Origin of the sequence: Gordonia terrae, assembly GCF_051789125.1 — a bacterium.
Taxonomy (GTDB): domain Bacteria; phylum Actinomycetota; class Actinomycetes; order Mycobacteriales; family Mycobacteriaceae; genus Gordonia; species Gordonia terrae_A.
Genome location: NZ_CP196526.1, coordinates 2,228,803 through 2,251,691, shown reverse-complemented (window position 1 = coordinate 2,251,691; position 22,889 = coordinate 2,228,803). Strand labels below are relative to the sequence as shown.

18 protein-coding genes are annotated in these 22,889 nt (G+C 69.9%); 7 read left to right on the top strand and 11 right to left on the bottom strand.

Annotated elements, in window-relative coordinates; translation table 11 throughout:
• Positions 1-72: 72 nt before the first annotated feature.
• Positions 73-1,332: a uroporphyrinogen-III C-methyltransferase gene (gene cobA, locus ACSUZC_RS10210; RefSeq protein ID WP_439032674.1), complete on the bottom strand. Its 1,260-nt coding sequence runs from the start codon at positions 1,330-1,332 to the stop codon at positions 73-75.
• 61 nt (positions 1,333-1,393) lie between these two features.
• Positions 1,394-2,410, bottom strand: coding sequence for an acyl-ACP desaturase (locus ACSUZC_RS10205; protein WP_439032673.1), 1,017 nt, complete (start codon positions 2,408-2,410; stop codon positions 1,394-1,396).
• A gap of 160 nt (positions 2,411-2,570) precedes the next feature.
• Here ACSUZC_RS10205 and ACSUZC_RS10200 point away from each other — a divergent pair, with 160 nt between their 5' ends.
• Positions 2,571-3,278, top strand: coding sequence for a response regulator (locus ACSUZC_RS10200; protein ID WP_439032672.1), 708 nt, complete (start codon positions 2,571-2,573; stop codon positions 3,276-3,278).
• 25 nt (positions 3,279-3,303) lie between these two features.
• On the opposite strand, the gene ACSUZC_RS10195 is transcribed toward ACSUZC_RS10200, so the two are convergent.
• Genes ACSUZC_RS10195 through mqo form a run of 6 tightly spaced genes read right to left on the bottom strand, consistent with a single transcriptional unit; the run spans position 3,304 to position 11,152 of the window.
• On the bottom strand, positions 3,304-4,944 hold the full coding sequence (locus ACSUZC_RS10195; RefSeq protein WP_439032671.1) for a GAF domain-containing protein: 1,641 nt from the start codon (positions 4,942-4,944) through the stop codon (positions 3,304-3,306).
• The gene (locus ACSUZC_RS10190) at positions 4,941-6,401 is read right to left on the bottom strand and encodes a cobyrinate a,c-diamide synthase (RefSeq protein ID WP_439032670.1); all 1,461 of its coding nucleotides are present in this window, start codon (positions 6,399-6,401) and stop codon (positions 4,941-4,943) included. The genes ACSUZC_RS10195 and ACSUZC_RS10190 overlap by 4 nt, the downstream gene beginning before the upstream one ends.
• A complete protein-coding gene (gene cobO / locus ACSUZC_RS10185) occupies positions 6,395-7,012 on the bottom strand; it encodes a cob(I)yrinic acid a,c-diamide adenosyltransferase (protein ID WP_439032669.1) in 618 nt (205 codons plus the stop codon). Before cobO ends, ACSUZC_RS10190 begins: the two co-directional genes overlap by 7 nt.
• 42 nt (positions 7,013-7,054) lie before the next feature.
• The gene (locus tag ACSUZC_RS10180) at positions 7,055-9,088 is read right to left on the bottom strand and encodes a VWA domain-containing protein (protein ID WP_439032668.1); all 2,034 of its coding nucleotides are present in this window, start codon (positions 9,086-9,088) and stop codon (positions 7,055-7,057) included.
• On the bottom strand, positions 9,085-9,579 hold the full coding sequence (locus ACSUZC_RS10175; protein WP_439032667.1) for a GNAT family N-acetyltransferase: 495 nt from the start codon (positions 9,577-9,579) through the stop codon (positions 9,085-9,087). Before ACSUZC_RS10175 ends, ACSUZC_RS10180 begins: the two co-directional genes overlap by 4 nt.
• A gap of 46 nt (positions 9,580-9,625) precedes the next feature.
• On the bottom strand, positions 9,626-11,152 hold the full coding sequence (gene mqo, locus ACSUZC_RS10170) for a malate dehydrogenase (quinone) (RefSeq protein ID WP_439032666.1): 1,527 nt from the start codon (positions 11,150-11,152) through the stop codon (positions 9,626-9,628).
• A gap of 200 nt (positions 11,153-11,352) precedes the next feature.
• Between mqo and ACSUZC_RS10165 the strand changes: the two genes are divergently transcribed.
• Both ACSUZC_RS10165 and mtr read left to right on the top strand, forming a co-directional pair.
• Positions 11,353-12,492 carry an alpha/beta hydrolase gene (locus ACSUZC_RS10165; protein WP_439033075.1) on the top strand — a complete coding sequence of 380 codons (1,140 nt, stop codon included), beginning with the start codon at positions 11,353-11,355 and terminating at the stop codon, positions 12,490-12,492.
• On the top strand, positions 12,489-13,889 hold the full coding sequence (gene mtr, locus ACSUZC_RS10160) for a mycothione reductase (protein ID WP_439032665.1): 1,401 nt from the start codon (positions 12,489-12,491) through the stop codon (positions 13,887-13,889). Before ACSUZC_RS10165 ends, mtr begins: the two co-directional genes overlap by 4 nt.
• 6 nt (positions 13,890-13,895) lie before the next feature.
• Here mtr and ACSUZC_RS10155 read toward each other — a convergent pair whose 3' ends face one another.
• Both ACSUZC_RS10155 and ACSUZC_RS10150 read right to left on the bottom strand, forming a co-directional pair.
• The gene (locus ACSUZC_RS10155) at positions 13,896-14,708 is read right to left on the bottom strand and encodes an alpha/beta fold hydrolase (protein ID WP_439033074.1); all 813 of its coding nucleotides are present in this window, start codon (positions 14,706-14,708) and stop codon (positions 13,896-13,898) included.
• A gap of 121 nt (positions 14,709-14,829) precedes the next feature.
• Positions 14,830-16,383, bottom strand: coding sequence for a cobyric acid synthase (locus tag ACSUZC_RS10150; protein WP_439033073.1), 1,554 nt, complete (start codon positions 16,381-16,383; stop codon positions 14,830-14,832).
• 191 nt (positions 16,384-16,574) lie between these two features.
• Here ACSUZC_RS10150 and ACSUZC_RS10145 point away from each other — a divergent pair, with 191 nt between their 5' ends.
• Entirely contained in the window at positions 16,575-18,857 is a 2,283-nt protein-coding gene (locus tag ACSUZC_RS10145) for a protein kinase domain-containing protein (RefSeq protein WP_439032664.1), read from the top strand.
• A gap of 39 nt (positions 18,858-18,896) precedes the next feature.
• Here the strand turns inward: ACSUZC_RS10145 and map are convergent, their stop codons facing one another.
• Positions 18,897-19,760 (bottom strand): type I methionyl aminopeptidase, encoded by an 864-nt coding sequence (gene map, locus ACSUZC_RS10140; RefSeq protein WP_439032663.1) that lies wholly within the window; start codon positions 19,758-19,760, stop codon positions 18,897-18,899.
• Between the two features lie 200 nt (positions 19,761-19,960).
• Between map and ACSUZC_RS10135 the strand changes: the two genes are divergently transcribed.
• Genes ACSUZC_RS10135 through ACSUZC_RS10125 form a run of 3 tightly spaced genes read left to right on the top strand, consistent with a single transcriptional unit; the run spans position 19,961 to position 22,850 of the window.
• Positions 19,961-20,947, top strand: coding sequence for a heme/hemin ABC transporter substrate-binding protein (locus tag ACSUZC_RS10135; RefSeq protein ID WP_439033072.1), 987 nt, complete (start codon positions 19,961-19,963; stop codon positions 20,945-20,947).
• Positions 20,944-22,065 (top strand): FecCD family ABC transporter permease, encoded by a 1,122-nt coding sequence (locus ACSUZC_RS10130; protein WP_439032662.1) that lies wholly within the window; start codon positions 20,944-20,946, stop codon positions 22,063-22,065. Before ACSUZC_RS10135 ends, ACSUZC_RS10130 begins: the two co-directional genes overlap by 4 nt.
• A 5-nt stretch (positions 22,066-22,070) precedes the next feature.
• Positions 22,071-22,850 carry a heme ABC transporter ATP-binding protein gene (locus tag ACSUZC_RS10125; RefSeq protein ID WP_439032661.1) on the top strand — a complete coding sequence of 260 codons (780 nt, stop codon included), beginning with the start codon at positions 22,071-22,073 and terminating at the stop codon, positions 22,848-22,850.
• The last annotated feature ends 39 nt before the right edge of the window (positions 22,851-22,889 follow it).

Sequence of the window (22,889 nt, the reverse complement as noted above, 5' to 3'; positions counted from 1 at the left end):
GACATGCCAATCCCCATTGGTTCGGTCGGCCCCGAGGCCGTTCGACTCTGATCCGGTCAGGGCCGGAGCCGGTCAGGCACCCTCGGTGAACGCGGCGACGTCGCCGATGACGACGATCGCCGGCGGACGCAGGCCCTCGGCCTCGGCGACCTCGGCGGCATGGGCGAGGTCGGTGCGCAGGAGTCGTTGGGTCGGCAGCGACCCGTTCTCGATCATCGCCACCGGGGTGTCGGGCCGGCGGCCGCCCTCGAGGAGGGCATCGGCGAAGACGTCGACGCGTTCGACGGCCATCATCAGGACGAGGGTGCCGCGGAGCTTGCCCATCGCCGACCAGTCGATCAGCGAGTCGGGATGTCCGGGCGGCACGTGCCCCGACGCGACCACGATCTCGTGGGTGACGCCTCGGTGGGTGACGGGGATGCCCGCCGACGCCGGCGCGGCGATCGAGCTGCTGATGCCCGGGACCACGGTCACCGGGACGCCGGCGGCCACGCAGGCCTGGAGTTCTTCGAAGCCCCGCCCGTAGACGTAGGGGTCACCACCCTTGAGGCGGACGACGAACTTGCCCTCCTTCGCCTTGGCGACGAGGACGTCGTTGATCGCCTCCTGCTTCATCGCGCGACCGTAGGGCACCTTCGCGGCATCGATGATCTCGACCTGCGGCCCGAGCTCGGCCAGCAGTTCCGGTGGGGCCAACCGGTCGGCCACCACGACGTCGGCCTCGGCGAGCAGACGCTGCCCGCGCACGGTGATGAGATCGGGGTCGCCGGGTCCGCCACCGACGAGCGCGACCCCGGCGGCGTGCGGCGCCGCGTCGTCGACACTCAGTGATCCGTCGGCCAGCGCGCGGCTCATCGCGGCGCGGAGTGCGGCCGACAACTTGTGGTCGCCGCCGGCGAGGACGCCGAACTGGACGTCGCGGTGGCGACCGGACGCCGGCGTGACCGCGGTCCCGTGACGGGCGTCGTCGGCGCGCACGCAGAACGTGTGCCTGCGCTCGGCTTCGGCGACCACCGCTTCGTTGACGGCGGGATCGTCGGTGCAGGCCATCGCATACCAGGCGCCCTCCAGGTCGCCGTCGACGTACCGGCGCTGGGTGACGGTGATGCCCGCGAACGACTCGACCGCCGGCGTGGGGTCGAGTGCGACGACGTGGACGTCGGCTCCTGCCGCCACGAGGTTGGGCAGTCGCCGCTGCGCGACGGATCCGCCGCCCACCACGACGACCTTGCGTCCGCGGAGGTCGAGGCCGACCAGGTAGTGCCCCTCTCCGGAGGGGAAGGCGTCGGGCCCGGCGAGGTTCGTGGGCGACGCGGAGTCAGGCTCGGACATGGGAGCTGACACTACCGGGCAGAGCGGTGGCACCCGTCCCCGCGCGGGTGTGACGAACGCCCTACAGCGGCGACCCGTCGGCCCGGGACGTCCCCCGGACACGCTGTCGCTCCAGCGCGCGTGCACGTGACTCCTCGAACTTGCGCACCTTGATGTCCATCTGTTCGAGGAACTCGGCCAGGCGCTCGCGATAGTGCTCGCCCAGCGGGCCGAAGTCGTCGCGCTCGAAGATGCGCCACTTGCGCAGGACGGGCATCACGACATCCGACATGTGTTGCGGCAGATCGTAGATCCCGCCCTTGGCGATGAGCACGGCGTTGCGTCGGAAGTTCGGCATGGTGGCGCCCGGCATCTGGAAGTTCGACACGATCGCGTAGATCGCGGCCATCGCCTGGTCGGGTACCAGGTCGAGCGCCCCGGCCACGATGTTGCGGTAGAAGAGCATGTGCAGGTTCTCGTCGGCAGCGACCCGCTGCAGCATGCGGTCGGCGATCGGGTCGCCGCAGGCCTTGCCGGTGTTGCGGTGCGAGACGCGCGTCGCCAGTTCCTGGAAGCTGACGTAGGCGACCGCGAAGAGCATGTCGAAGCTGTGGTCGCGCTGACCGTCGTCCTCGGGTAGCGGGTTGAACCCCGAGGTCATGTGTGTCATCCGCAGTTCCTCGAGTTCCACCGGGTCGACGCCGCGGGTCACCACGAGGTAGTCGCGCATGACGATCGAGTGGCGGTTCTCCTCGGCGGTCCAGCGCCCCACCCACCAGCCCCAGGCGTCGTCGAGGCCGAAGTTGTCGGCGATGACCCGGTGGTAGGACGGGAGGTTGTCCTCGGTGAGCAGGTTGGTGATCATGGCGGCCTTGGCGACGTCGGACAGCCGGGATTGTGCCGGGTCCCAGTCCTCGCCACCCAGCGCGGCGAAATTGCGTCCGTCGTCCCAGGGCACGTAGTCGTGCGGATGCCAGTCGCGGGTCATCTTCATGTGTCGTTCGACCTCGGTCTCACAGACCGGCAGCAGTTCGCGGAGCAGGTCCGATCCGGTCATCCCGGTGTCGTTCAACTCGGGTGGTCCGATGAGGGTTGTCACGTGATCTCCTGGTCGCAGGGTGGTGATGTGGCGACGACTGTCGGTCGTACCGTCCACTCTCGGCGATGCGACGGGCGTTGCTCGTGAGGAAAAAGTCCCGCGTCCATGGGGTCCGACGTCGCGAGTTGCGGGCACTCGACATCCGGTACGTTCTAGAGCCATGGCTCCTGTCACCACGGATTCGGAGGCGGCGTCGGGGTCGTCGTCCGACGACCCTCGGCCGCGCACGGTCCGCGCCTACCTCGTCGACGATCACGAGCTCGTCCGCCGGGGCCTTCGCGACCTGCTCGGCACGGCCGGTGACATCGAGGTGGTCGGTGAGGCCGCATCGGTCGGCGAGGCGCTCGTCGGCATCCTGGCGACCCGGCCGGATGTCGCCGTTCTCGATGTGCGCCTGCCCGACGGCAGCGGCGTCGAACTGTGCCGGGACGTGCGGGCCGCCGAGCCCGGGATCCAGTGCTTGATGCTCACCAGTTACGCCGACGACGATGCGTTGCTCGCGGCGGTTCTGGCCGGTGCGTCGGGCTTCGTGCTCAAACAGATCCTGGGCCACAACCTGGTTGCCGCCGTCCGCACGGTCGGTCGCGGCGGTTCGCTGCTCGACGACCGCTCGACCGCAGCCCTCCTGGCGAAGCTGCGCGACGGCAAGCAGACCGAGAAGGACCCGCTCGCCGAGCTGACCCACCAGGAGCGCGAGGTGTTCGCGCTGATCGGCGAGGGACTGACCAACCGGCAGATCGCCGAACGTATGTTCTTGGCGGAGAAGACGATCAAGAACTACGTCTCCCGCATCCTCGGCAAGCTGGACATGCAGCGACGCACTCAGGTCGCGGTGATGGCGACCAAGCTGCACGACGGCCGCAACTGACCGGAACGCCGCCCGGCAGACGGTCCTAGGCGTGCAGCGGCACCGACCAGGTGAGGGTGGTTCCGCCGGTCCGGTTGTCCACCGCGTCGGGTCTCCGAGGGCGGGTCACGATGCTGAAGGTGCCGTCGCAGTCCTCGGCGCGGCGGGTCAGGTTCTCCAGACCGCGGTAGGTGACGTCGGCCCCGATACCGATGCCGTCGTCGATGATCTCGACGGTCAGCACATCGTCCGCGCTGACCGAGACCGCGATGTTCTCCGCGCGGGCGTGCCGTAGCGCGTTGCTCAATCCCTCCCGCAGGACGGCGTCGATGTGGGGACCGAGCGCATCGGGAACGACCGTGTCCACCGGACCCTCGAACTCCACACTCGGCGAGATCGGGGCGTGCCCGGACAGCTCCGAGACGACGTCCAGGACGCGCCGCCGCAGTGTCGGGTCGCCCTGGGCGGTCGCGGTCTGCAGGTCGAAGATCGAGGTGCGGATCTGCGCGATGGTGCGGTCGAGGTCGGTCATGACCTGCTCGAGTCGCGTGGTCGCCGCGGCCGGATCGGTGGACCCGGCCAGCAGCGTCTGAACCGACATACCCACCGCGAACAGGCGCTGGATGACATGGTCGTGCAGGTCCCGGGCGATGCGGTGGCGGTCTTCGAGTACCTCGAGATCGCGTGCGATCTGTTGCTGTTCGGCGTACACGACCGCCAGCGAGGCGACCTCTGCGACACCGGCGAGTCCCGCGATCTCCTCCTCGTCCCAGTACGGGCGGTTGCGGTGGGTGATGAGCATCCAGCCGAACGCGCCGGACGCGCGCTGCAGCGGTTGCACCGACGTCCAGCGCGCGCCGTGCCGGATCAGCGACTGCGCGATCTGCCCGGAACGCTGCACCTTCAGTGCCGTGGCATCCGGTGGGATGAAGGTGTCGATCTCGACCTGCTCCCCGGTGTGGCCGCGGACGGTCACCTCACCATCGAGGTCGGTCAGCAGATACACATCGACGGCGCCGACCAGGTCGGCGACATCGGCGCACATGCGGGACATGGTGTCGGACAACGCGATTCCGGCGAGCGGCTCCGATCCGCGACGGGCCAGCACCTGCATCCAGCGGTGCCGGGTGCGCGCCCGTTCGAAGAGTCCGGCGTTGTCCACGGCGATACCCGCGGCCACCGCGAGCACTGCGACGACGCCTTCGTCGATCTCGGAGAAGTCCTCCGCCGACCTCTTCTCGGTGAGGTAGATGCTGCCGAACACCTCGCCGCGCACCATGATCGGCGCGCCGAGGAAGGTGTGCATGGGCGGATGGTTGGGCGGGAAGCCGACCGACGTCGGGTGGGCGCCGAGATCGTGGATGCGGTGCAGCCGGGGGTCGTCGATGAGCAGACCCAGCACTCCCCGACCCACCGGCAGATGCCCCATCGTGGCCCGCTGCGGCTCGGTGATGCCGATGTGCACGAACTCGCTGAGCCCGCCGTCGGGACCGCGCACGCCGAGCGCACCGTACTGGGCGTCGACCAGCCCGGCTGCCACCTCGACGATGCGCTGCAGCGCCCGGTCGAGCTCCACCCCCTGCCCGACCACCAGCACCGCCTCCAGGAGTTCACGCAACAGCGCCGGATCGTCGGCGCCGTGGTCGGCCAGCGCGTCGAGGGTCTCGCGCAGGCGATGGGTGATCATCGGGGCACACCCGGCTCGACTGCGGCGACCGGCGAAGCCGTGGCGGCGGCGTCGGCGGCACGGCAGACGAACCGGGTCAACGCCTCCGGGATCGCCGCCGGGTGCAGGTGCAGATAGGAGGCGTGGACCGACGACGTCGTGACACCGTGCGTCGACGCCCGTCCAGACGAGTCCCGCCACGCCCATGCGGGCGCTGCGGCACCGTCACTCACACCGCTGCGGTGGAATTCGTGACCGGTGACCCGCTCACCTGCGCGGAACAGCACCGAGTCCTCCACCGCCACCGCGTCGCGGTAGCCCAGCGTCAGGGTCGGACCGAAGTGACCGGCGATGTCGAGGACACCGCTCATCGGATGGCCGTCGAGTTCGGCGCACAGGTACAGCAGGCCCGCGCACTCGGCGTGGATCGGCCGGCCGGCCGCGGCGTGGGCACGAAGGTCCGCACGGAGGACGTCGTTCGCGGCGAGTGCCTCGGCGTGCTCCTCGGGGAATCCCCCGCCGATGACGACGCCGGCCGCGTCCTCGGGTAGCCGGTCAACCAGCGGGTCGAAGACGACGACCCGCGCGCCGGCAGCCTCGAGCAGCTCGGCGTGCTCGGTGTAGCCGAACGTGAACGCCGCCCCACCGGCCACCGCGATCACCGGATTCGACGACGGCCTGGCAAGTCCGTGCGCGGCAACGGCATCGATCGCCGACCACGGCGCCGCGTCGGGCGTCGAGCGCACTCGTGCGGCCGCCACGATCGCCGGGAGATCCAGGGCGCCGGCCAGGTGTGCGGTCATCGCGTCGACCGCGGCGATGGCGTCGGCGTTCTTCTCCGCGGCCGGGATCAGGCCCAGGTGCCGCGACGGGACCGTCAGCGACGGATGTCTGCCCAGCACCCCGAGGACCGGCAGACCCACCCGCGCACACGCCTGTCGCAGCACCAACTCGTGGCGGGGAGACCCGACCCGGTTGAGGATGACCCCGGCGATCGACACCGACGGGTCGTAGGACAGGAACCCGTGCAGCACCGCCGCCATCGACTGGCTGTGGCCGGCGGCGTCGACGACGAGTACCACCGGGGCGCCGATGATCGAGGCCACATGGGCGGTCGACCCGATTCCCAGGGCGCCGGTCTCGCCGTATCCGGACTCGCCGTCCGGGCCCGAGTCCACGATCCGCCCGTCGAACAGGCCCATGACACCTTCGACGACGGCGATGTCGGCACCGGCCGCCCCATGGGCGAACAGCGGCGCGATCAGATCGTCGCCCACCAGGTTGGGGTCGAGATTGCGGCCGGGACGCCCCGCCGCGACGGCGTGGTATCCCGGGTCGATGTAGTCGGGTCCGACCTTGAACGGCGCGACGCGGTGCCCGGCGGCGCGCAAGGCACCGATGAGGCCGGTGGTGACCGTCGTCTTGCCGCTGCCCGACGAGGGCGCGGCGATCACGATCGCCGGGGTCGGACTCACCATTCGATCCCCTTCTGACCTTTGCGGCCGGCATCCATCGGGTGCGCGATCTTGTGCATCTCGGTCACCAGGTCGGCAGCATCGAGGAGTTTCTGAGGGGCACGCCGCCCGGTGATGACGACGTGCTGACGGCCCGGCCGGCGGGCCAGGGTGTCGACCACCTCGGCGGTGTCCACCCACCCCCAGTCCAGTGGGTACGTGAACTCGTCGAGGACGTAGAAGTCGTGCTCGTCGGCGTCGAGCCGGCGCGCGATCTCCGCCCAGCCGGCCTGCGCGGCGGCGGCGTGGTCGTCGGTGTGGTCGGAGTTGGCGCGCAGCCACGACCAGCCCTGGCCCATCTTGTGCCACTCCACGGGTCCCCCGGCGCCGGTGTCGGTGTGCAGCTGACCCAGCGCCTGCATGGCCGACTCCTCTCCGACCTTCCACTTGGCGCTCTTGACGAACTGGAAGACCGCGACGCGAAGACCCGCGTTCCACGCGCGCATCGCCATGCCGAATGCGGCGGTCGACTTACCCTTGCCGTCGCCGGTGTGCACCGCGAGCACTGGCTGGTTGCGGCGTTGCCGGGTCGTCAGCCCGTCATCGGGAATCGTGGACGGGACCCCTTGGGGCACTGGAGTTCTCCTTCTCTCGTCGACGCAGTTCGCTGGTCGGGGTCAGGCCGCGCCGCGTGCCGGGTGCGGGCCCGACGCGGTGAGGGCGGTCATGGACAGTTCGTCCATCGGGATCAGGTCGCCGCCGAGGTGGGCGGCGAGGTCGCGGGCGAGACCGAGACGCACCATGCCCTGCTCGCAGTCGACGACCACGGACTCGATACCCCGGCGGCGGATCTCCCCCGCTGCGGCGCGCGCCCGCGCCATGGCATCGCGTCCGGAGGCATCCCGGCCGGAGGTGGCGCGACCGTCGGTGAGCACGACGAGCAGCGGCCGCCGGTCCGGTTCGGCGCGCCGGCACCGCTGCACGACGTCGGCGGCCAGTTGCAGACCCTCGCCCAACGGCGTCCGACCGCCGGTCCGGATCTCGGAGAGCCGGCGGACCGCGATATCGACCGACTTGGTGGGTGGGACCGCCAGCGTCGCGGCCGAGCCCCGTGCCACGACGACGGCGACCCGATCGCGACGGGTGTAGGAGTCGCGCAGCATCTCCACGCACAACTCGGACACCGCGGCAAGGCGGCGCCGGGCGGTCATCGAACCGCTCAGGTCCACGACGAAGACGACGAGATTGGATTCCTGCCCGATCCGTTGCGCCGAGCGGAGGTCGGCGGCGGCGATCCGCACCGGGGCGGACGTCCCGCCGGGGGTCCGGCCGACAGATCGCCCGGCCGCCGCGAGGATCGTGCCGAACAGGTGGACCGGACGCCCGGCGTCGAAGTCGACGGCGTGGGTGGTGTGCCCGCGCCGGCTGCGCGCCTTCGAGCGACGACCCGGGTCCCCCTCCCCGACTCCGTCGAGGCGAAGTGCCTGCATCCGGCGGCCACCGGTCACGGGCACCGAACCGAACGCCGGACCGGGCGCACTCTGCGACGACGGCGCGCCCTGTGGCTCGGGCTCGGCGGGTTGATCGGCGTCGGGCGGGGTGGACCCTGATTCGGTGGAACCGGATTCGGCGGGACCGGATTCGGACGGGTCGAGCGTCTGTGGCCGGCGACCGTCACCCGGCGGGTCACCCTCGGGAGGGCCGGGATCGTCAGGGGGTCCGGGATCGTCGGGGGGGCCGGGATCGTCGGGGGCACCGGGTCCGGCGGCGTCGTCCCCGGCTGCCATGGCGTCGTCGAGCTGATCGGAGGACAGCCCCGACTCGTCGAACGGGTTGCGGCGCCGACGGTGCGGCAGCGCCAGCTCGACGGCTGCGCGCACGTCCACCTCCTCGACGGAGTCCGCGCCTCGCCACGCGGCGTGCGCGACGGCTGTCCGCGCGACCACGATGTCACCGCGGAGGCCGTCGACGTCGAGGTGTGCACAGATACCGGCGATCCGGCGCATCTCCCGATCGGGCAGCGAGACCTCGTCGACCGCGGCACGCGCGGCTGCGATCCGTCGCGTCAGATCGCGTTCGGCGTCGAGGTGACCGTCGACGAAGGACGCGGGGTCGGCGTCGAAGGACATGCGGCGGCGCACCACCTCGACGCGTTCGTCGATCTCGCGCCCGGCAGCCACGTCGACGGCCAGCCCGAAGCGGTCGAGCAATTGGGGCCGGAGCTCCCCTTCCTCGGGGTTCATGGTGCCGACGAGTACGAAATCAGCTGCCTGCGTATGGGATACTCCGTCACGCTCGACCGTGACGCGTCCGCTCGCGGCGGCGTCGAGCAGGACGTCGACGAGATGGTCGGCGAGCAGATTGACCTCGTCGATGTAGAGCACGCCCCGGTGAGCCTGCGCGAGCAGGCCGGGGGTGAACTCGGCACGGCCGTCCCGGAGGACCGATGTCAGGTCCAGTGATCCGATCACCCGGTCCTCGGTGGCGCCGATCGGCAGTTCGACCACCCGTCCCGCGCTCTGTCCCGGCGTACCGGCGAGCAGGGGACCCAGCCCCCGCACGATGGTCGACTTGGCGGTGCCCTTCTCGCCGCGGATCAGGACGCCGCCGATGCCCGGGGAGATCGCCGAGAGGATGAGCGCGAGTTTGAGCTGATGCTGTCCGACGACCGCGCTGAAGGGGTAGCGCGGCGCATCCTGGGCCGCGGTCATCGTGATCCCGGGCGGAGCATCGACACGTGGGGAATCCCGTCTTCGAGGTAGTCGTCGCCGTCGCGGACGAAACCGAACTTGCCGTACATCTCGGTGAGGTAGGTCTGCGCCTCGATCCGGCACGCGCGGTCACCGACCTCGGCCAGCGCCTCGGTCATCAGTCTCGCGACCAGGCCGCGACCGCGGTGGTTGCGTTCTGTGCACACCCGCCCGATCCGGAAGACCTGCTCGCCGTCGGCGGCCTGGGGCTCTTCGAGCAGTCGCAGCGTCGCCAGGACCACTCCCGCCTCATCCGCGACGTCCGGCGGGTCGCCCCCGTCGGTGATCCAGAACAGGCGCGTGGCCGGCTCCAGATCACGACCGTCGAGTTCCGGGTACGGGCAGGCCTGCTCCACCACGAAGACCTCCACCCGCAGCCGCAGAATCCGATACAGCGTCGCGGCGTCGAGATCGGCGGCCTGGCTGCGGTGCACCCGCGGTTCGGAGATCATGTGTCGTGGTTAGCACACAAGGCCGCGGAACTTCATCCCGCGCGGATCAGCCCGCGGTGGCCGGGGCCAGCGCGCCGGCCTCGACACTGTCGGCGTTCCGGCCGGTCAGCTGCAGCGACTTGTTGGTCCAGTCCCAGATCTGCTGGTAGAGGTCGCGGTTGCCGTTCAGCTTCTGGCCGAAGGACGGGATGATCGCGCCCAGCTTCGACGACCAACCGGCATATTCGGAGGGGAAGCACTGTTCGAGCACCGACAGCATCGCAGGCACGGCGGTCGAGGCGCCCGGTGAGGCGCCGAGCAGACCCGCCATGGTGCCGTCCGCGGAGGCGACGACGGCCGTGCCGAACTCGAGTTGCCCGCCGACGCCGGTCTTGCGGATGACCTGGACGCGCTGGCCTGCGGTGATCAGCTCCCAGTCGGCGCCGAGAGCGCGCGGCACGAACTCCGACAGCGTCTTCACACGGTCCGCCGGGCCGGCGGCGAGCTCGCTGATGAGGTACTTCAGCAGACCGAACTCCTTCGGCGCGATCGACACCATCGGCAGCAGGTTTCCGGGCTTGATCGAGAAGGGCAGGTCGGTGATCTTGCCGCTCTTGAGGAACTTCGGCGACCAGCCGGCATACGGGCCGAAGAGCAGGCCCGGCTTGTGGTTGATGACGCGCGTGTCGAGGTGGGGCACCGACATCGGGGGCGCACCCACCGCGGCCTGACCGTAGACCTTGGCCTGGTGTTCGGCGACGAGGTCGGGGTTGGTGCACCGGAAGAACTCGCCCGAGACCGGGAACCCGCCGAAGCCCTTGGCCTCCTTGATGCCCGACTTCTGCAGCAGGTGCAGCGCGCCACCGCCTGCGCCGACGAAGACGAACTTCGCGTGCACGGTCAGCTTGTCGCCGGTGCGGCGGTTGCGGACCTTCGCGATCCAGCTGCCGTCGGACTGCTTGGAGAGATTGGTCACCGAGTGGCCGAAGTAGATGTCGGCGCCCTGGGCGACGTAGTTGATCAGCTGCTGTGTGAGTGCGCCGAAGTCGACGTCGGTGCCCTCGTCGAACCAGTTGAGGGCCACCTTCTCGCCGAAATCCCGGCCGTCGGACATCAGCGGCAGACGCGCGGTGAACTCGGCCGGGTCGTCGATGAACTCCATGCCCTCGAACAAGGTCTGGGTGGCGAGGCTGTCGTACCGCTTGCGGAGGTACTCGTGTCCGTCGACCCCGTGGGTGAAGGCGACGTGCGGGATGGGGTTGATGAACTCCGACGGGTCGCCCAGGATGCCGTTGTCGACGGCGTGCGCCCAGAACTGGCGCGACACCTGGAACTGCTCGTTGATGTTGAGCGCCTTGTCGATGTTGATGCCACCGTCGGCCGTCTTCGGCGTGTAGTTGAGCTCGCACAGCGCCGAGTGCCCGGTCCCCGCGTTGTTCCACGGATCACTGCTCTCGGCGGCGGCTGCGTCGAGGTGCTCGAACAGGCTGATCGACCAGTCGGGCTGAAGCTGTCGCAGCAGGGCTCCGAGGGTGGCGCTCATGATTCCCGCACCCACCAACGCGACATCGGTCTTGATCACCGTTTTCGACACCTGGACTCCACTTCACCTGGTGGGACACTGTGACGTGTGTTCGTCGCGGCACGCCGTCCCGGATGGCCACTTCTCGACCGGGCACTTCTCGCCCGGTCTTTCTCAACAGTCATTGTCCAGCATGGCACGTCCGCGGACAGAATCGACCTGCGCAACTGTGGGCTGCGCGACACCCCACCCCGTCGCGCCCGATCATTAAGCTGGCAGGCGTGAGCGCACCCGCAGCCGCCGAGTGGCGGCCCGATCGATTCCTCGACGGCTACCGGCAACGCACCCTCCCCCTCGGCCCCGATCCGGACGGCCAGTCGCCGATCTCGGCGACCCTCATACGCAGGGCCGACACCGTGCCCGCTCGTGGCGCGGTGCTCTACGTCCACGGTTTCACCGACTATTTCTTCCACGAACCCCTCGCCGACTTCTTCGTCGATCGCGGCTACGCGTTCTACGCCATCGACCTGCGCAAATGCGGGCGGTCGCTGCAACCGCACCACACACCGCACTTCACCACCGATCTCGCCGCATACGACGAGGAGCTCGGGCGGGCGCTCGAGATCATCCTCGACGAGGTGGGTGCCGACTGCCGGGTCGTGATCGCCGGGCACTCGACCGGCGGACTCGTCACGTCCCTGTGGCTCGACCGTCTGCGGCAACGCCGGCCTGCGCTGCACCGTGCGGTCGACGGTCTCCTGCTCAACTCACCGTGGTTCGACCTGCAGGGCGATGCGGTGCTGCGCACCCTGCCGGTCACCATGCTCATCAAGGCGGTCGCCGCGGTCGCGCCGATGCGGGTCATACCCAAGGAACTCTCGCAGGCCTACGGCGAGAGTCTGCACGACAGCGCGCACGGCGAGTGGAACTACGACCTCGAGGTCAAGCCGCTGGGCGGGTTCCCGGTCACCTTCGGTTTCCTCGACGCCGTGCGCAGCGGCCAGCGACATCTGCACCGCGGCATCGACGTCGGCGTCCCCGCGCTCGTGTTGCGTTCGGACAAGACACATTTCGCGCGCACGTACTCGTCGTCGACCGATCACGCGGACGCGGTCCTCGACGTCACCCAGATCGCGCGGTGGAGTGGGTGCCTCGGCGACCGCGTCACCGCGGTGCCCGTCCCCGACGCACGACACGATGTCTTCCTCTCCGTCACGCACGCCCGCGAGCAGGCCTACCGTGAGGTCGACGACTGGCTGACCCGGGTTCTTGCGCCCGTAGCCGGATCCCGATCCACACCCACCCAATCGGCGAACAACCAGACGGCGAACAACCAGTCGACGAACAACCAGACGGCGAACACCCAGTCGACGAACACCCAGTCCACAACCGGAAGCGAGAATCCCCTATGACCGCCACGCAGGTCGTCGACCTGGCCATCATCGGCTCGGGCAGCGGCAACGCCATCCCGGACGACCGCTTCGCGGACAAGACGCTCGCGATCTTCGAGGAGAGCATCTACGGCGGCACCTGCCTCAACGTCGGCTGCATCCCGACCAAGATGTTCGTGTACGCCGCGGAGGTCGCCGAGATCGCCACGCACGGAGCGCGTCTCGGAGTGCACGCCAAGGTCGACTCGGTGGACTGGCCGGGCATCGTCGAGCGCGTCTTCGGGCGCATCGACCCGCTGTCGGCCGGCGGCAAGGAGTACCGGGTGGACCGGTGCGACAACATCACCGTCTACGACTCACACGTCGAATTCGACGGCCGCGACGACGAGGGCCGCCTACGTCTCGTCACCCGCGACGGCGACACCGTCCTCGCCTCGGAGGTGGTGATCGCCGCGGGCTCGCGCGCCGTCGTCCCGTCGGCCGTCACCGACTCCGGGGTCCGGTACTACACCAACAACGACGTCATGCGGCTCCCGGAGCTCCCCGAACGCCTCGTCATCCTCGGAAGCGGTTACATCGCAGCCGAATTCGCCCACGTCTTCGGCGCACTCGGCTCGCACGTGTCGATCATCGCGCGCGGTCCGGCGTTGCTGCGCAAACAGGACGCCGACATCTCCAACCGCTTCAGCCAGGTGGCGCAGGAGAAGTGGGACGTCCACCTCGAGACCACCGTCACCGGCGCGCAGGACCTCCCCGGCGGCGGAGTACGGGTCGAGCTGTCCGACGGCACAACTCTCGACGCCGACGCCCTGCTCGTCGCCACCGGACGCCGGCCGAACGGAGACCGCCTCAACCTCGACTCTGTCGGCATCGAACTCGACGACGAGGGCCGTGTCGTGTGCGACGCCCACGGCCGTACCGCCGCGCACGGGGTGTGGACGCTGGGCGACGTGAGCTCCCCCCACCAGCTCAAGCACGTCGCCAACCACGAACAGCGGGTGGTTCAGGCCAACCTGCTGAAAGGTTGGGACGCAGCCGATCTCGAGTCCTTCGACCACCGCTACGTGCCGGCCGCGGTGTTCACCCATCCGCAGATCGCCTCGGTCGGACTCACCGAGGAACAGGCGCGCGACGCCGGCCTCGACATCGCGGTCAAGGTCCAGGCCTACGGCGATGTCGCCTACGGCTGGGCGATGGAGGACACCACCGGATTCTGCAAGCTGATCGCCGAACGCGGCACCGGGAAGATCCTCGGCGCGCACCTGATCGGCCCGCAGGCGCCGACCGTCATCCAGCCGGTGATCCAGGCCATGCACTTCGGCCAGACCGCGCGCGAACTGGCGCGCGGCCAGTACTGGATCCACCCGGCGATGCCCGAGGTCCTGGAGAACGCGTTGCTGGGACTCGAGTTGGACTAGGCCGGACTAGAACACGCTGGAACGCAGCGCGATCTCGCTGGCCAGGGCCCGTGCTGCGTTCTGCGGGATCCAGTGGTCGACGCCGGCGAGTTCGCAGAAACGGAAGTCGGAATAGACATAGCGGCCGCTCCCCTGCGCCTGCTCGCGCCCGAGCGCGGCGTCGGCGTCACTCCACAGCAGCGTCGTGGGTATCTCGACCGGCGGGCAGGCCATGGTGCCCTTGATATCGCCGACGAAATTCGCCCGGTACCAGTTGAGGGCCGCGGTCAACGCACCCGGTTCGCGCAGGGGCGCGAGTTCGTCCGCGGTGACGCCGGCGGCACGCAGTACCGCCCCGTCGTCGGCAAGGAGCTTCTCCTCGGCCCCGTCCGCGACGAAATCGAGGATGTACGACGACCGTTCACGCTGATCGGTGCCGACAAGCGCATCGCGCATCGCCGACGGATGCCCGGTACTGGCCACCACCAGACCGGTGAACCGGTCCGGATACTTGGCCGCGAGATGCCACGCGAGGATGCCGCCCCAGTCGTGGCCGACCAGGATCGCGTAGCCGACGCCGAGCGCGTCCAGGACACCGATGACGTCGGACACAAGGTGCCTGAGGTGATAGTCGGCCACCTCGCCCGGCCGCGCTCCCGGACTGTAGCCGCGCTGATCGATGACGAGCGTGCGCAGACCCGACTCGTGCAGACGCGGCACGACCTCGTCGTAACAACGCCCGTCGACCGGGAAGCCGTGCAGCAGCAGCACCCACGGGCCGGTCTCGGGACCCCCGATCCGGACATCGAAAGTCAGCTCGCCGACGGCGACCTGTGACATCAGGCCCGCTCGCTGCGCTCCCGGCGCCGGTGACATCGGGCCCGCTCGCTGCGCTCCCGGCGCCGGGGAGGGAACTTCACTCATTGGCCCACGATAACGCCTGCCGCCCGTAAGCAGCCGGCTACCGAGTGTCGAGCCGGTGGCGGATGATCGGTGCGGTCGCAGGCGGCCCGCCGTCGATCAGCCTCATCACCGCGTCGAGGTCGAGGTGTTCGGAGACGAGGTCGGCCATCTGGTCGACCTGCCGCCGGCGGACCGCGTCGACGTCGGTGTCCGGGGCGACCCGGAATCCGCGCACCCCGGCCTCGGCGGCGACGTCGGAGAGCAGTCGACGCCGGAACTCGTTGCACGCCAGCAGGCCATGCCAATGCGTGCCGCGCACCACACCACGCACCGCCCCCTCGGGGCCGAACCGGTCGTCGTCGATCCAGGCGGCCTCCGCCGATCGTGTCACCTGGCCGTGATGGATCTCATAGCCGCTGATCGCACACCCGCTCGTCGTCGTACCGCCCGTTCCGCGCGAGACGCCGGTGACCTGACGCAGGGTCTTCTCCGCACGAAACTCGATGTCGACGTCCAGCAACCCCAGGCCGGATACTCGGCCGCGGCCGGATTCCACCGAGTCGTCGAGGGTGCGCCCGAGCATCTGGAATCCCCCGCAGATCGCGATGATCGGCAGCCCGCGGGCAGCGCGGGACCGCAGCGCCCCATCCAGTCCCCGGCCGCGCATCCAGTCCAGATCCGAGACGGTCGCGCGGGTGCCGGGCAGGACCACGAGGTCGGCGGCCGCCACGGTGGCCGGGTCGTCGACCCAGGTGACGTCCACGCCGGGCTCGCATGCCAGCGATTCGACGTCGGTGGAGTTGGAGATGCGCGGCAGCCTGATGGCGGCGACCCGCAGTCTGTCCCCCGCCACCTCCGCGGGTCCGGCGACGCCAGGGGCCGGCCCGACCCGGCGTCCCACCGGAGTGGCGAGGGAGTCCTCGGCGTCGAGCCACAGGTCGTCGGCGAACGGGACGACACCCAGCGTCGGCCGCCCCGTCATGTCCTCGAGCTGTCGGAGCCCGGGTTCGAGGATCGACGGGTCACCACGGAACTTGTTGACGACGTACCCGGCGATCAGTTGCTGATCCTCCTCGTCGAGAACAGCCGTGGTCCCGAAGAGGTGCGCCAGCGACCCGCCGCGGTCGATGTCGGTGACCAGCAACACCGGTAGTCGAGCCGCCTGTGCCAGACCGAGATTGGCGATGTCGTTGGCGCGGAGGTTGATCTCGGCCACCGAACCGGCGCCCTCACAGATCACGACGTCGAAGTCGCGCCGCAGCCCGGCCAGCTCATCGGCGACGACCCGCCCCAATCGGGAACGCCACCGCATGTAGTCGGCGGCACCGACGTCACCGGCGGGACGCCCGCGCAGGACGACGTGCGATCGCCGGTCACTGCCCGGCTTGAGCAGGACGGGATTGAAGCGGGTGGACGGCTCGAGCCCACAGGCGAAGGCCTGCAACGCCTGTGCCCGCCCGATCTCGCCTCCGTCCAAGGTGACCACGGAGTTGTTGGACATGTTCTGCGCCTTGAACGGTGCCACCCGCACCCCGGTACGGCTCAGTGCCCGACACAGTCCGGCGACGATCAGGCTCTTGCCGGCATCACTGCTGGTACCGCCCACGAGCATCGCGCCGCCGAGATCGTCCACCTCGACAGACTAGTGGCGACCGCCTCACGACCCCGCCGGAGCGGGCCCCGCCGCAGTGGCGTCGTTCACACGACGCACCGTTCGACTCGCGCGCGCACCCGTCTGGCTACAGTGACCCCATCGGCAGTCACGGCTGCCGCTCGAAGTTCGTTACCGAGGGGGTCGTCAGCGTGCAGGTCGTGGAGCCCGGATCGGTCTTCGCCGGGTACCGCGTCCTCTCCTTGCTCGGACGCGGCGGCATGGGCCAGGTGTGGTTGGTCGAACATCCCACCCTGGGCAGGCGCGAGGCCCTCAAGATCATCTCGCCCAATCCCGCCGACCCCAGCTTCGACGAGCGATTCCGCAACGAGGCCCGCACGGCAGCGGCCCTCGACCACCCGGGCATCGTCACCGTCTACACGCACGGCGTGGAGAACGGCAGTCCCTGGTTCTCGATGACCTACCTCGAGGGTCAGGACCTCAACGGGGCCTCCCCGCTCCCGGTCGAGGACGTGGTGACGATCGTGGGCCGGGTCGCCGACGCCCTGGACTACGCCCACGCCCAACGCGTCATCCACCGCGACATCAAGCCCGCGAACATCGTCATCGCCCGCGACGCCGACGGTCGGATCACCCGGGTCACGGTGCTCGACTTCGGGATCGCCCGGCTCATGGACGGCGCGAAGATGACCGCGACCAACCTGTTCGTCGGCACCCTCGCCTATGCCGCGCCGGAGATCCTCACCGGCGAGGCCGCCATCCCGGCGTCGGATCAGTACGCCCTGGCCTGCACGGCCTTTCAGGTGCTCACCGGGCAGCAGCCGTTCCCCGGCCAGACGCCGATGGCGCTCATCGCCGGCCACGTGAACACACCGCCCCCGCGGGTGTCGGTGCACCGGCCCGAGCTCGCCCACCTCGACCCGGTGTTCGCGCGCGCCCTCGCCAAACGGCCCGCCGACCGGTTCGCGTCGTGTTCGGAGTTCGCCGCGACGCTGGCACGGGCGGTCGAGACCGGCCCCTTCGGTCCGCACGGTCGACGCCCGGCCGACGCCCCGAACACCCCCGAGGGCTGGGTCGCGACGGCTCCCGCGCCCACTCCGGCGCACCAGACGCCACCCCTCCGGCCGGTCGGTCCGCAACCACCACACCAGCAGCCGTTCCCGGCGACGGTCCATCGTCCGGCGGCCCAGGGCCAGTTCACTCCCCACCCGGCATACGCTCCGGGCGGACCACCGATGCCGCCGCAGAACATGTATCCGGCGAGCCCGAACGGCCCGGGTGGCGGTCCGGGCCGCGGTTCCAGTGCCCGGACGGCATGGATCGCAGCGGCCGTGGTCGGTGTCATCGTCCTCGTCGCCGCCGTGGTGGGCACCGCGGTCGCGCTCAGCGGTTCAGGGTCCGATCCCGCGACCTCCCCGGTGGCCGGTTCGTCGCCCCCGGGTTCCAGCAGTCCGAGCGGCGGGCCGGGCGCAGCCGGGGACTTCGACTCGATCGCGTCCAGCGGCGACAGCACCTGCGCGGTCCGAGCCGGTGAACTGTTCTGCTGGGGCGGCAACGAGCGCGGCACCCTCGGTGACGGCACCACCACCGACCGTCCCAGGCCGACACAGGTCGACGGGATCTCCGACGTCTCGGCCGTGAGCATGGGCGGTCTCGGCACCACCTGCGCGATCAGTCGCGGAGACCTCTACTGCTGGGGTTATGGGATCGGCGGGCCCGGACAGAACGTCCCGCTACCCACGAAGGTGGCCGGGTTGTCGCAGGTGTCCGCCGTGTCGGTGGGTCTGACGATCTGCGCCATCAGCGACGGCGACGCCTACTGCTGGCGTAACAACGCCAACGGGCAGGTCGGCAACGGCAGCACGGGCACCGTCGACGTCCCGACGCGCGTCACCGGTTTGTCCGACGTGACGGCGATCTCGACGTCGCACACCACGTCGTGCGCGATCGCCTCGGGTTCGGCGTACTGCTGGGGCGGCAACCGCGACGGCCAGATCGGCGACGGGACCACCATCGATCGCTCGACTCCGACACGCGTCCTCGGCCTGACCGCACCCACGTCGATCAGCACCAGCCTCTACTCCACCTGCGCGGTCGCGGGCGGGGGCGGGGTGTTCTGCTGGGGCCAGAACAGTTCAGGTCAGCTGGGTGACGGTACCGAACAGCCACGACGCACCCCGACCAGGATCGACGTCCGTGGTGCCACCGAGGTGTCGACAGCCGCCTACGGGGGTTGCGCCGCGGCAGGCGGTTCCGCGTATTGCTGGGGATCGCGCAGCCAGCTGCCGGACAAGGGCCCGGACCGGGTGAACGGACTGTCCCGTGTCACGCAGATCACCACCGGATCGGCGAATGTCTGCGCGGTGGCCGGCGACGACGACATGTACTGCTGGGGTCTCAACGGCAACGGCCAGCTCGGCAACGGCACCACGACCGCGAGCAGCGAACCGCAACCGGTCCGGTTCCCCGCCTGAGTCGCCGCCCCGCGCCTGTCCGGGATCGAGGGCCGTTGATCAGTTGTCGGGCAGCGTGAGGACCTCGGCGCCGTCCTCGGTGACCACCAGCGTGTGCTCGAATTGCGCGGTCCAGCGACGGTCGGCCGTCACGACGGTCCATCCGTCGTCCCACATCTCCCACGGGAGGCCGCCCAGATTGATCATCGGCTCGATGGTGAACACCATCCCGGGTTCGAGCACCGTGTCGACGTTCGGTTCGTCGTAGTGCAGCACGATCAGTCCGTTGTGGAAGGTCTCACCGATGCCGTGCCCGGTGAAATCGCGAACGACCGTGTAGCCGAAGCGATTTGCGTACGACTCGATCACGCGGCCGATCACGTTCAGCTCACGACCGGGTTTGACCGCCTTGATGGCCCGTTCGGTCGCCGTGCGGGTGCGCTCGACGAGGTCGCGCGCCTCCTGCTCGACGTCTCCCGCGAGGAACGTCGCGTTGGTGTCTCCGTGGACGCCGTGGATGTAGGCGGTGACGTCGATGTTCACGATGTCGCCGTCGGAGATCACGGTCGAATCCGGGATGCCGTGGCAGATGACCTCGTTGAGCGATGTGCAGCACGACTTGGGAAAGTCCTTGTAGCCCAGCGTCGACGGGTAGGCACCGTGGTCGATCATGTACTCGTGGGCGATGGCGTCGAGCTCGTCGGTGGTCACACCGGGAGCGACCGCCTTGCCTGCCTCGGCGAGCGCGTTGGCCGCGATCTTGCTCGCGATGCGCATCTTCTCGATCGTCTCGGGGGTCTGCACCCACGGCTCGTGGCCCTCGTTGACCGTGGGCTTCCACACGTATTCGGGGCGCTCGATGGACTCGGGTACGGATCGGACGGGCGACACGATCCCAGGGGTCAGGGCACTGCGAACTGGCATGCGACCAGACTATCGCTGCCGATCGGCGCGAGGCCCGTGGGCGGGCACCGGGTAAGGCCCCACTAAGCTCGCCGGTGGGCGCGTCGGTGCGCAGGCCGGGACCGGCCGCCGCGCGGACGACGCCGAGCCGAGGGAGGTGCCCTGTGGGCAGCGGAGGGTTCAGAGCCCGTCGGAGACGGTCGTGGGCGCTGCTGGTGGTGATGTTCACCGCCCTGAGTGTGTCCGCATGTTTCGTGACACCCATCGAACAGGAACGGCATTCCCCCGGTGCTCACCTGCGCAGCGGCCCCCAGACCGCCACGCTGCCCGACTCCGACATCACGCCCGTCGCCGACGATCCCGTCCCGCGGCTGCCGTCGACGGTTCGTTCCCTGCGCTACGGCGACGTGACCGTCACCGACGCCGCCCGCATCATCGCGGTCGACATCAACGGGACCCTCGGCAACACGGTCTTCGCACTCGGACTCGGATCCCGGGTGGTCGGCCGGGACACGTCTACGGCGTTCCCCTCGGCGGCATCACTTCCCGTGGTCACCAACCGCGGGCACAGCCTCAACGCCGAGTCCGTCCTCGCCCTCGCTCCGACCGTCCTGCTCGTCAGCGAATCGACGGTGCCCACGACCGCCGTCGACCAGATCCGCGACTCCGGCGTCGAGGTCGTCGTGTTCCCGGCGATCCGCAACCTCGAGACCAACGACGCGCTGATCCGTTCGGTTGCCGCGGCGCTCGGTGTCCGCGACGAGGGCGAGAAGCTCGTGGCGCGGACCGGCGCCCAGATCTCGGCGGCGCGCGAGCTGGTCCCCGATCCGTCGGGCGATCCGACGATGGCCTTCCTGTACATCCGCGGTCGCAACCTCCTGCTCCTCGCCGGTCCGGGCTCCGGCGCCGACGATTTGATCGAGACGCTCGGCGGGCGGGATGCCGGGGCCGCCGCAGACCTCACCGGAGCCTTCACCGCGATCAGCGCCGAGGCGATGATCACCGCCGACCCCGACGTGATCATCGTCATGACGCAGGGGGCGGCCACCGTCGGCGGACCCGACGGCGTGCTGACGCTCCCGGGTGTCGCCGACACCGAGGCGGGACGCAACCGCCGGGTCGTCCAGATGGACGAGAGTCAGATCCTCGCCTTCGGGCCGGACGTCGGACAGGTCCTGTCGGCGCTCGCGAGGTCGATCTACACGTGAGCTCCCCCACCACCCGCACCGGACCGGCGACCCCCGCGGTCGCGAACCCGTCCCCCTCCGCCACCGCACATCGCGTCCGCGACACCGCGGTCGTGGTGACGATGGTGGTCGCGACCCTCGTCCTGGTCATCGTCTCGGCCGGGTCGGGCAAGGTGTCCGTGCCCCCGCTGGAGGTGCTGGGCAGCATCGCCCACCATTTCCATCTCGATCTCGGGCCGCTGCCCGCGCACCCGAACGGCGAAGGGGCGCTGTGGAACGTGCGGTTCCCACGCATCGTGCTGGGCCTGTTCGTCGGTGCCGCACTCGGCGCCGCGGGATGCCTCCTGCAGGGCGTCCTCGCCAACCCTCTCGCCGAACCCGGCATCATCGGGGTGTCCTCGGGCGCGGCGGTCGGCGCCTGCCTGATGATCGTGCTCGCCGGCGGAACCGCTGGAGCCGGTGGCGCGGCGGGCAACTGGGCACTGGCGGGGGCGGCGTTCGTCTTCGGCCTCGTGACCGCCGCCGCCGTCTACCTGCTGTCGCTTCGGGACGGATCGTCGTCGGCGATCATGCTGGTCCTCACCGGGATCGCCGTCAACGCCTTCGCGGCCGGGATCATCGCGTTCCTCACCTTCGTCGCGACCACCGCCGCGCGCGAACAGATCATCTTCTGGCAGCTCGGGTCACTGGCCGGGCGCACGTGGAGCGAGATTTGGGTGGTGGCGCCACTCGTCGTCGCCGGTGTCGCCGCCTGCCTGTTCCTCGTGCACAAACTCGACCTGCTCGCACTCGGCGACATCCAGGCCGCGTCGCTGGGGGTCAACGTCGAGGCGGTGCGCAGGCAGGCGATCGTCCTCACCGCTGTCCTCACCGCGGCGGCCGTCGCCTTCGCCGGGATCATCGCCTTCGTGGGTCTGGTGGTGCCGCACGTCATGCGCCTCATCGTCGGCCCACGTCACGCGATCCTGCTGCCTACCAGTGTGATCGGCGGCGCGCTCGTCATCACCGGCGCGGACCTGGCGGCCCGCACCATGCTCGGCGACGCCGATCTGCCGCTCGGGATGTTCACCTCGCTGATCGGCGGGCCCGTGTTCTTCATCCTGCTGCGCCGGAGCCGTCACGCAGGTGCGGGGTGGTGAACCAGGTGACCGACACGGCTGCGACACCGGGAATCCGCGCCGACGGGGTGCATGTGCGCCTGGGCGGACGCGATGTGGTGCGCGACGTGTCGCTCGAGGTGCATCCGGGCGAGCTGGTCGCCCTGGTCGGACCCAACGGGTGCGGCAAGTCGACGCTTCTCTCCGCGCTGTCGGGCACGCGGACGCCGCATCGCGGTCGGGTGCATGTCGACGGTCACGACGTCGCGTCGACGTCGACCCGCGAACTGGCCCGGCACCGGTCCCTGGTGACCCAGCTCAACCGGGTGGACACGCCGTTCACCGTCGCGCAGGTGGTGGCGATGGGACGGTTCCCGTGGCTTCGCACCCCGCGCGCCGCCGACTCGCCCGCGGTGATCGCCGACGCGATGGCCCTCTGCGAGCTCGAGGAGATCGCCGATCGCCCGTTCGGTCAGCTCTCCGGCGGACAGCAGGCACGGGTGTCGCTGGCCCGCGCGCTCGCGCAGGACACCCCGGTGATGATGCTCGACGAACCGACCGCGGCACTCGACATCCACCACCAGGAGCAGGTGCTCGACATCCTGCGCGTCCATCGCGACGCGGGCAACGCGGTGTTGCTCGTGGTGCACGACCTGACCCTGGCCGCCGCCTACGCCGACCGGGTGGCGGTGATGAAGGACGGCGAGCTGCTGGCGCTCGGACCCACGCGCGAGGTGATGACGGTCGAGTTGCTCACGCGCACCTACGATCACCCGGTGGAGGTCATCGACCACGCCGGACGTCAGGTGATCCTGCCCGTCCGCTAGAAACCCCGGCCGCAGGAACCCGGATCGCTACGACCCAGA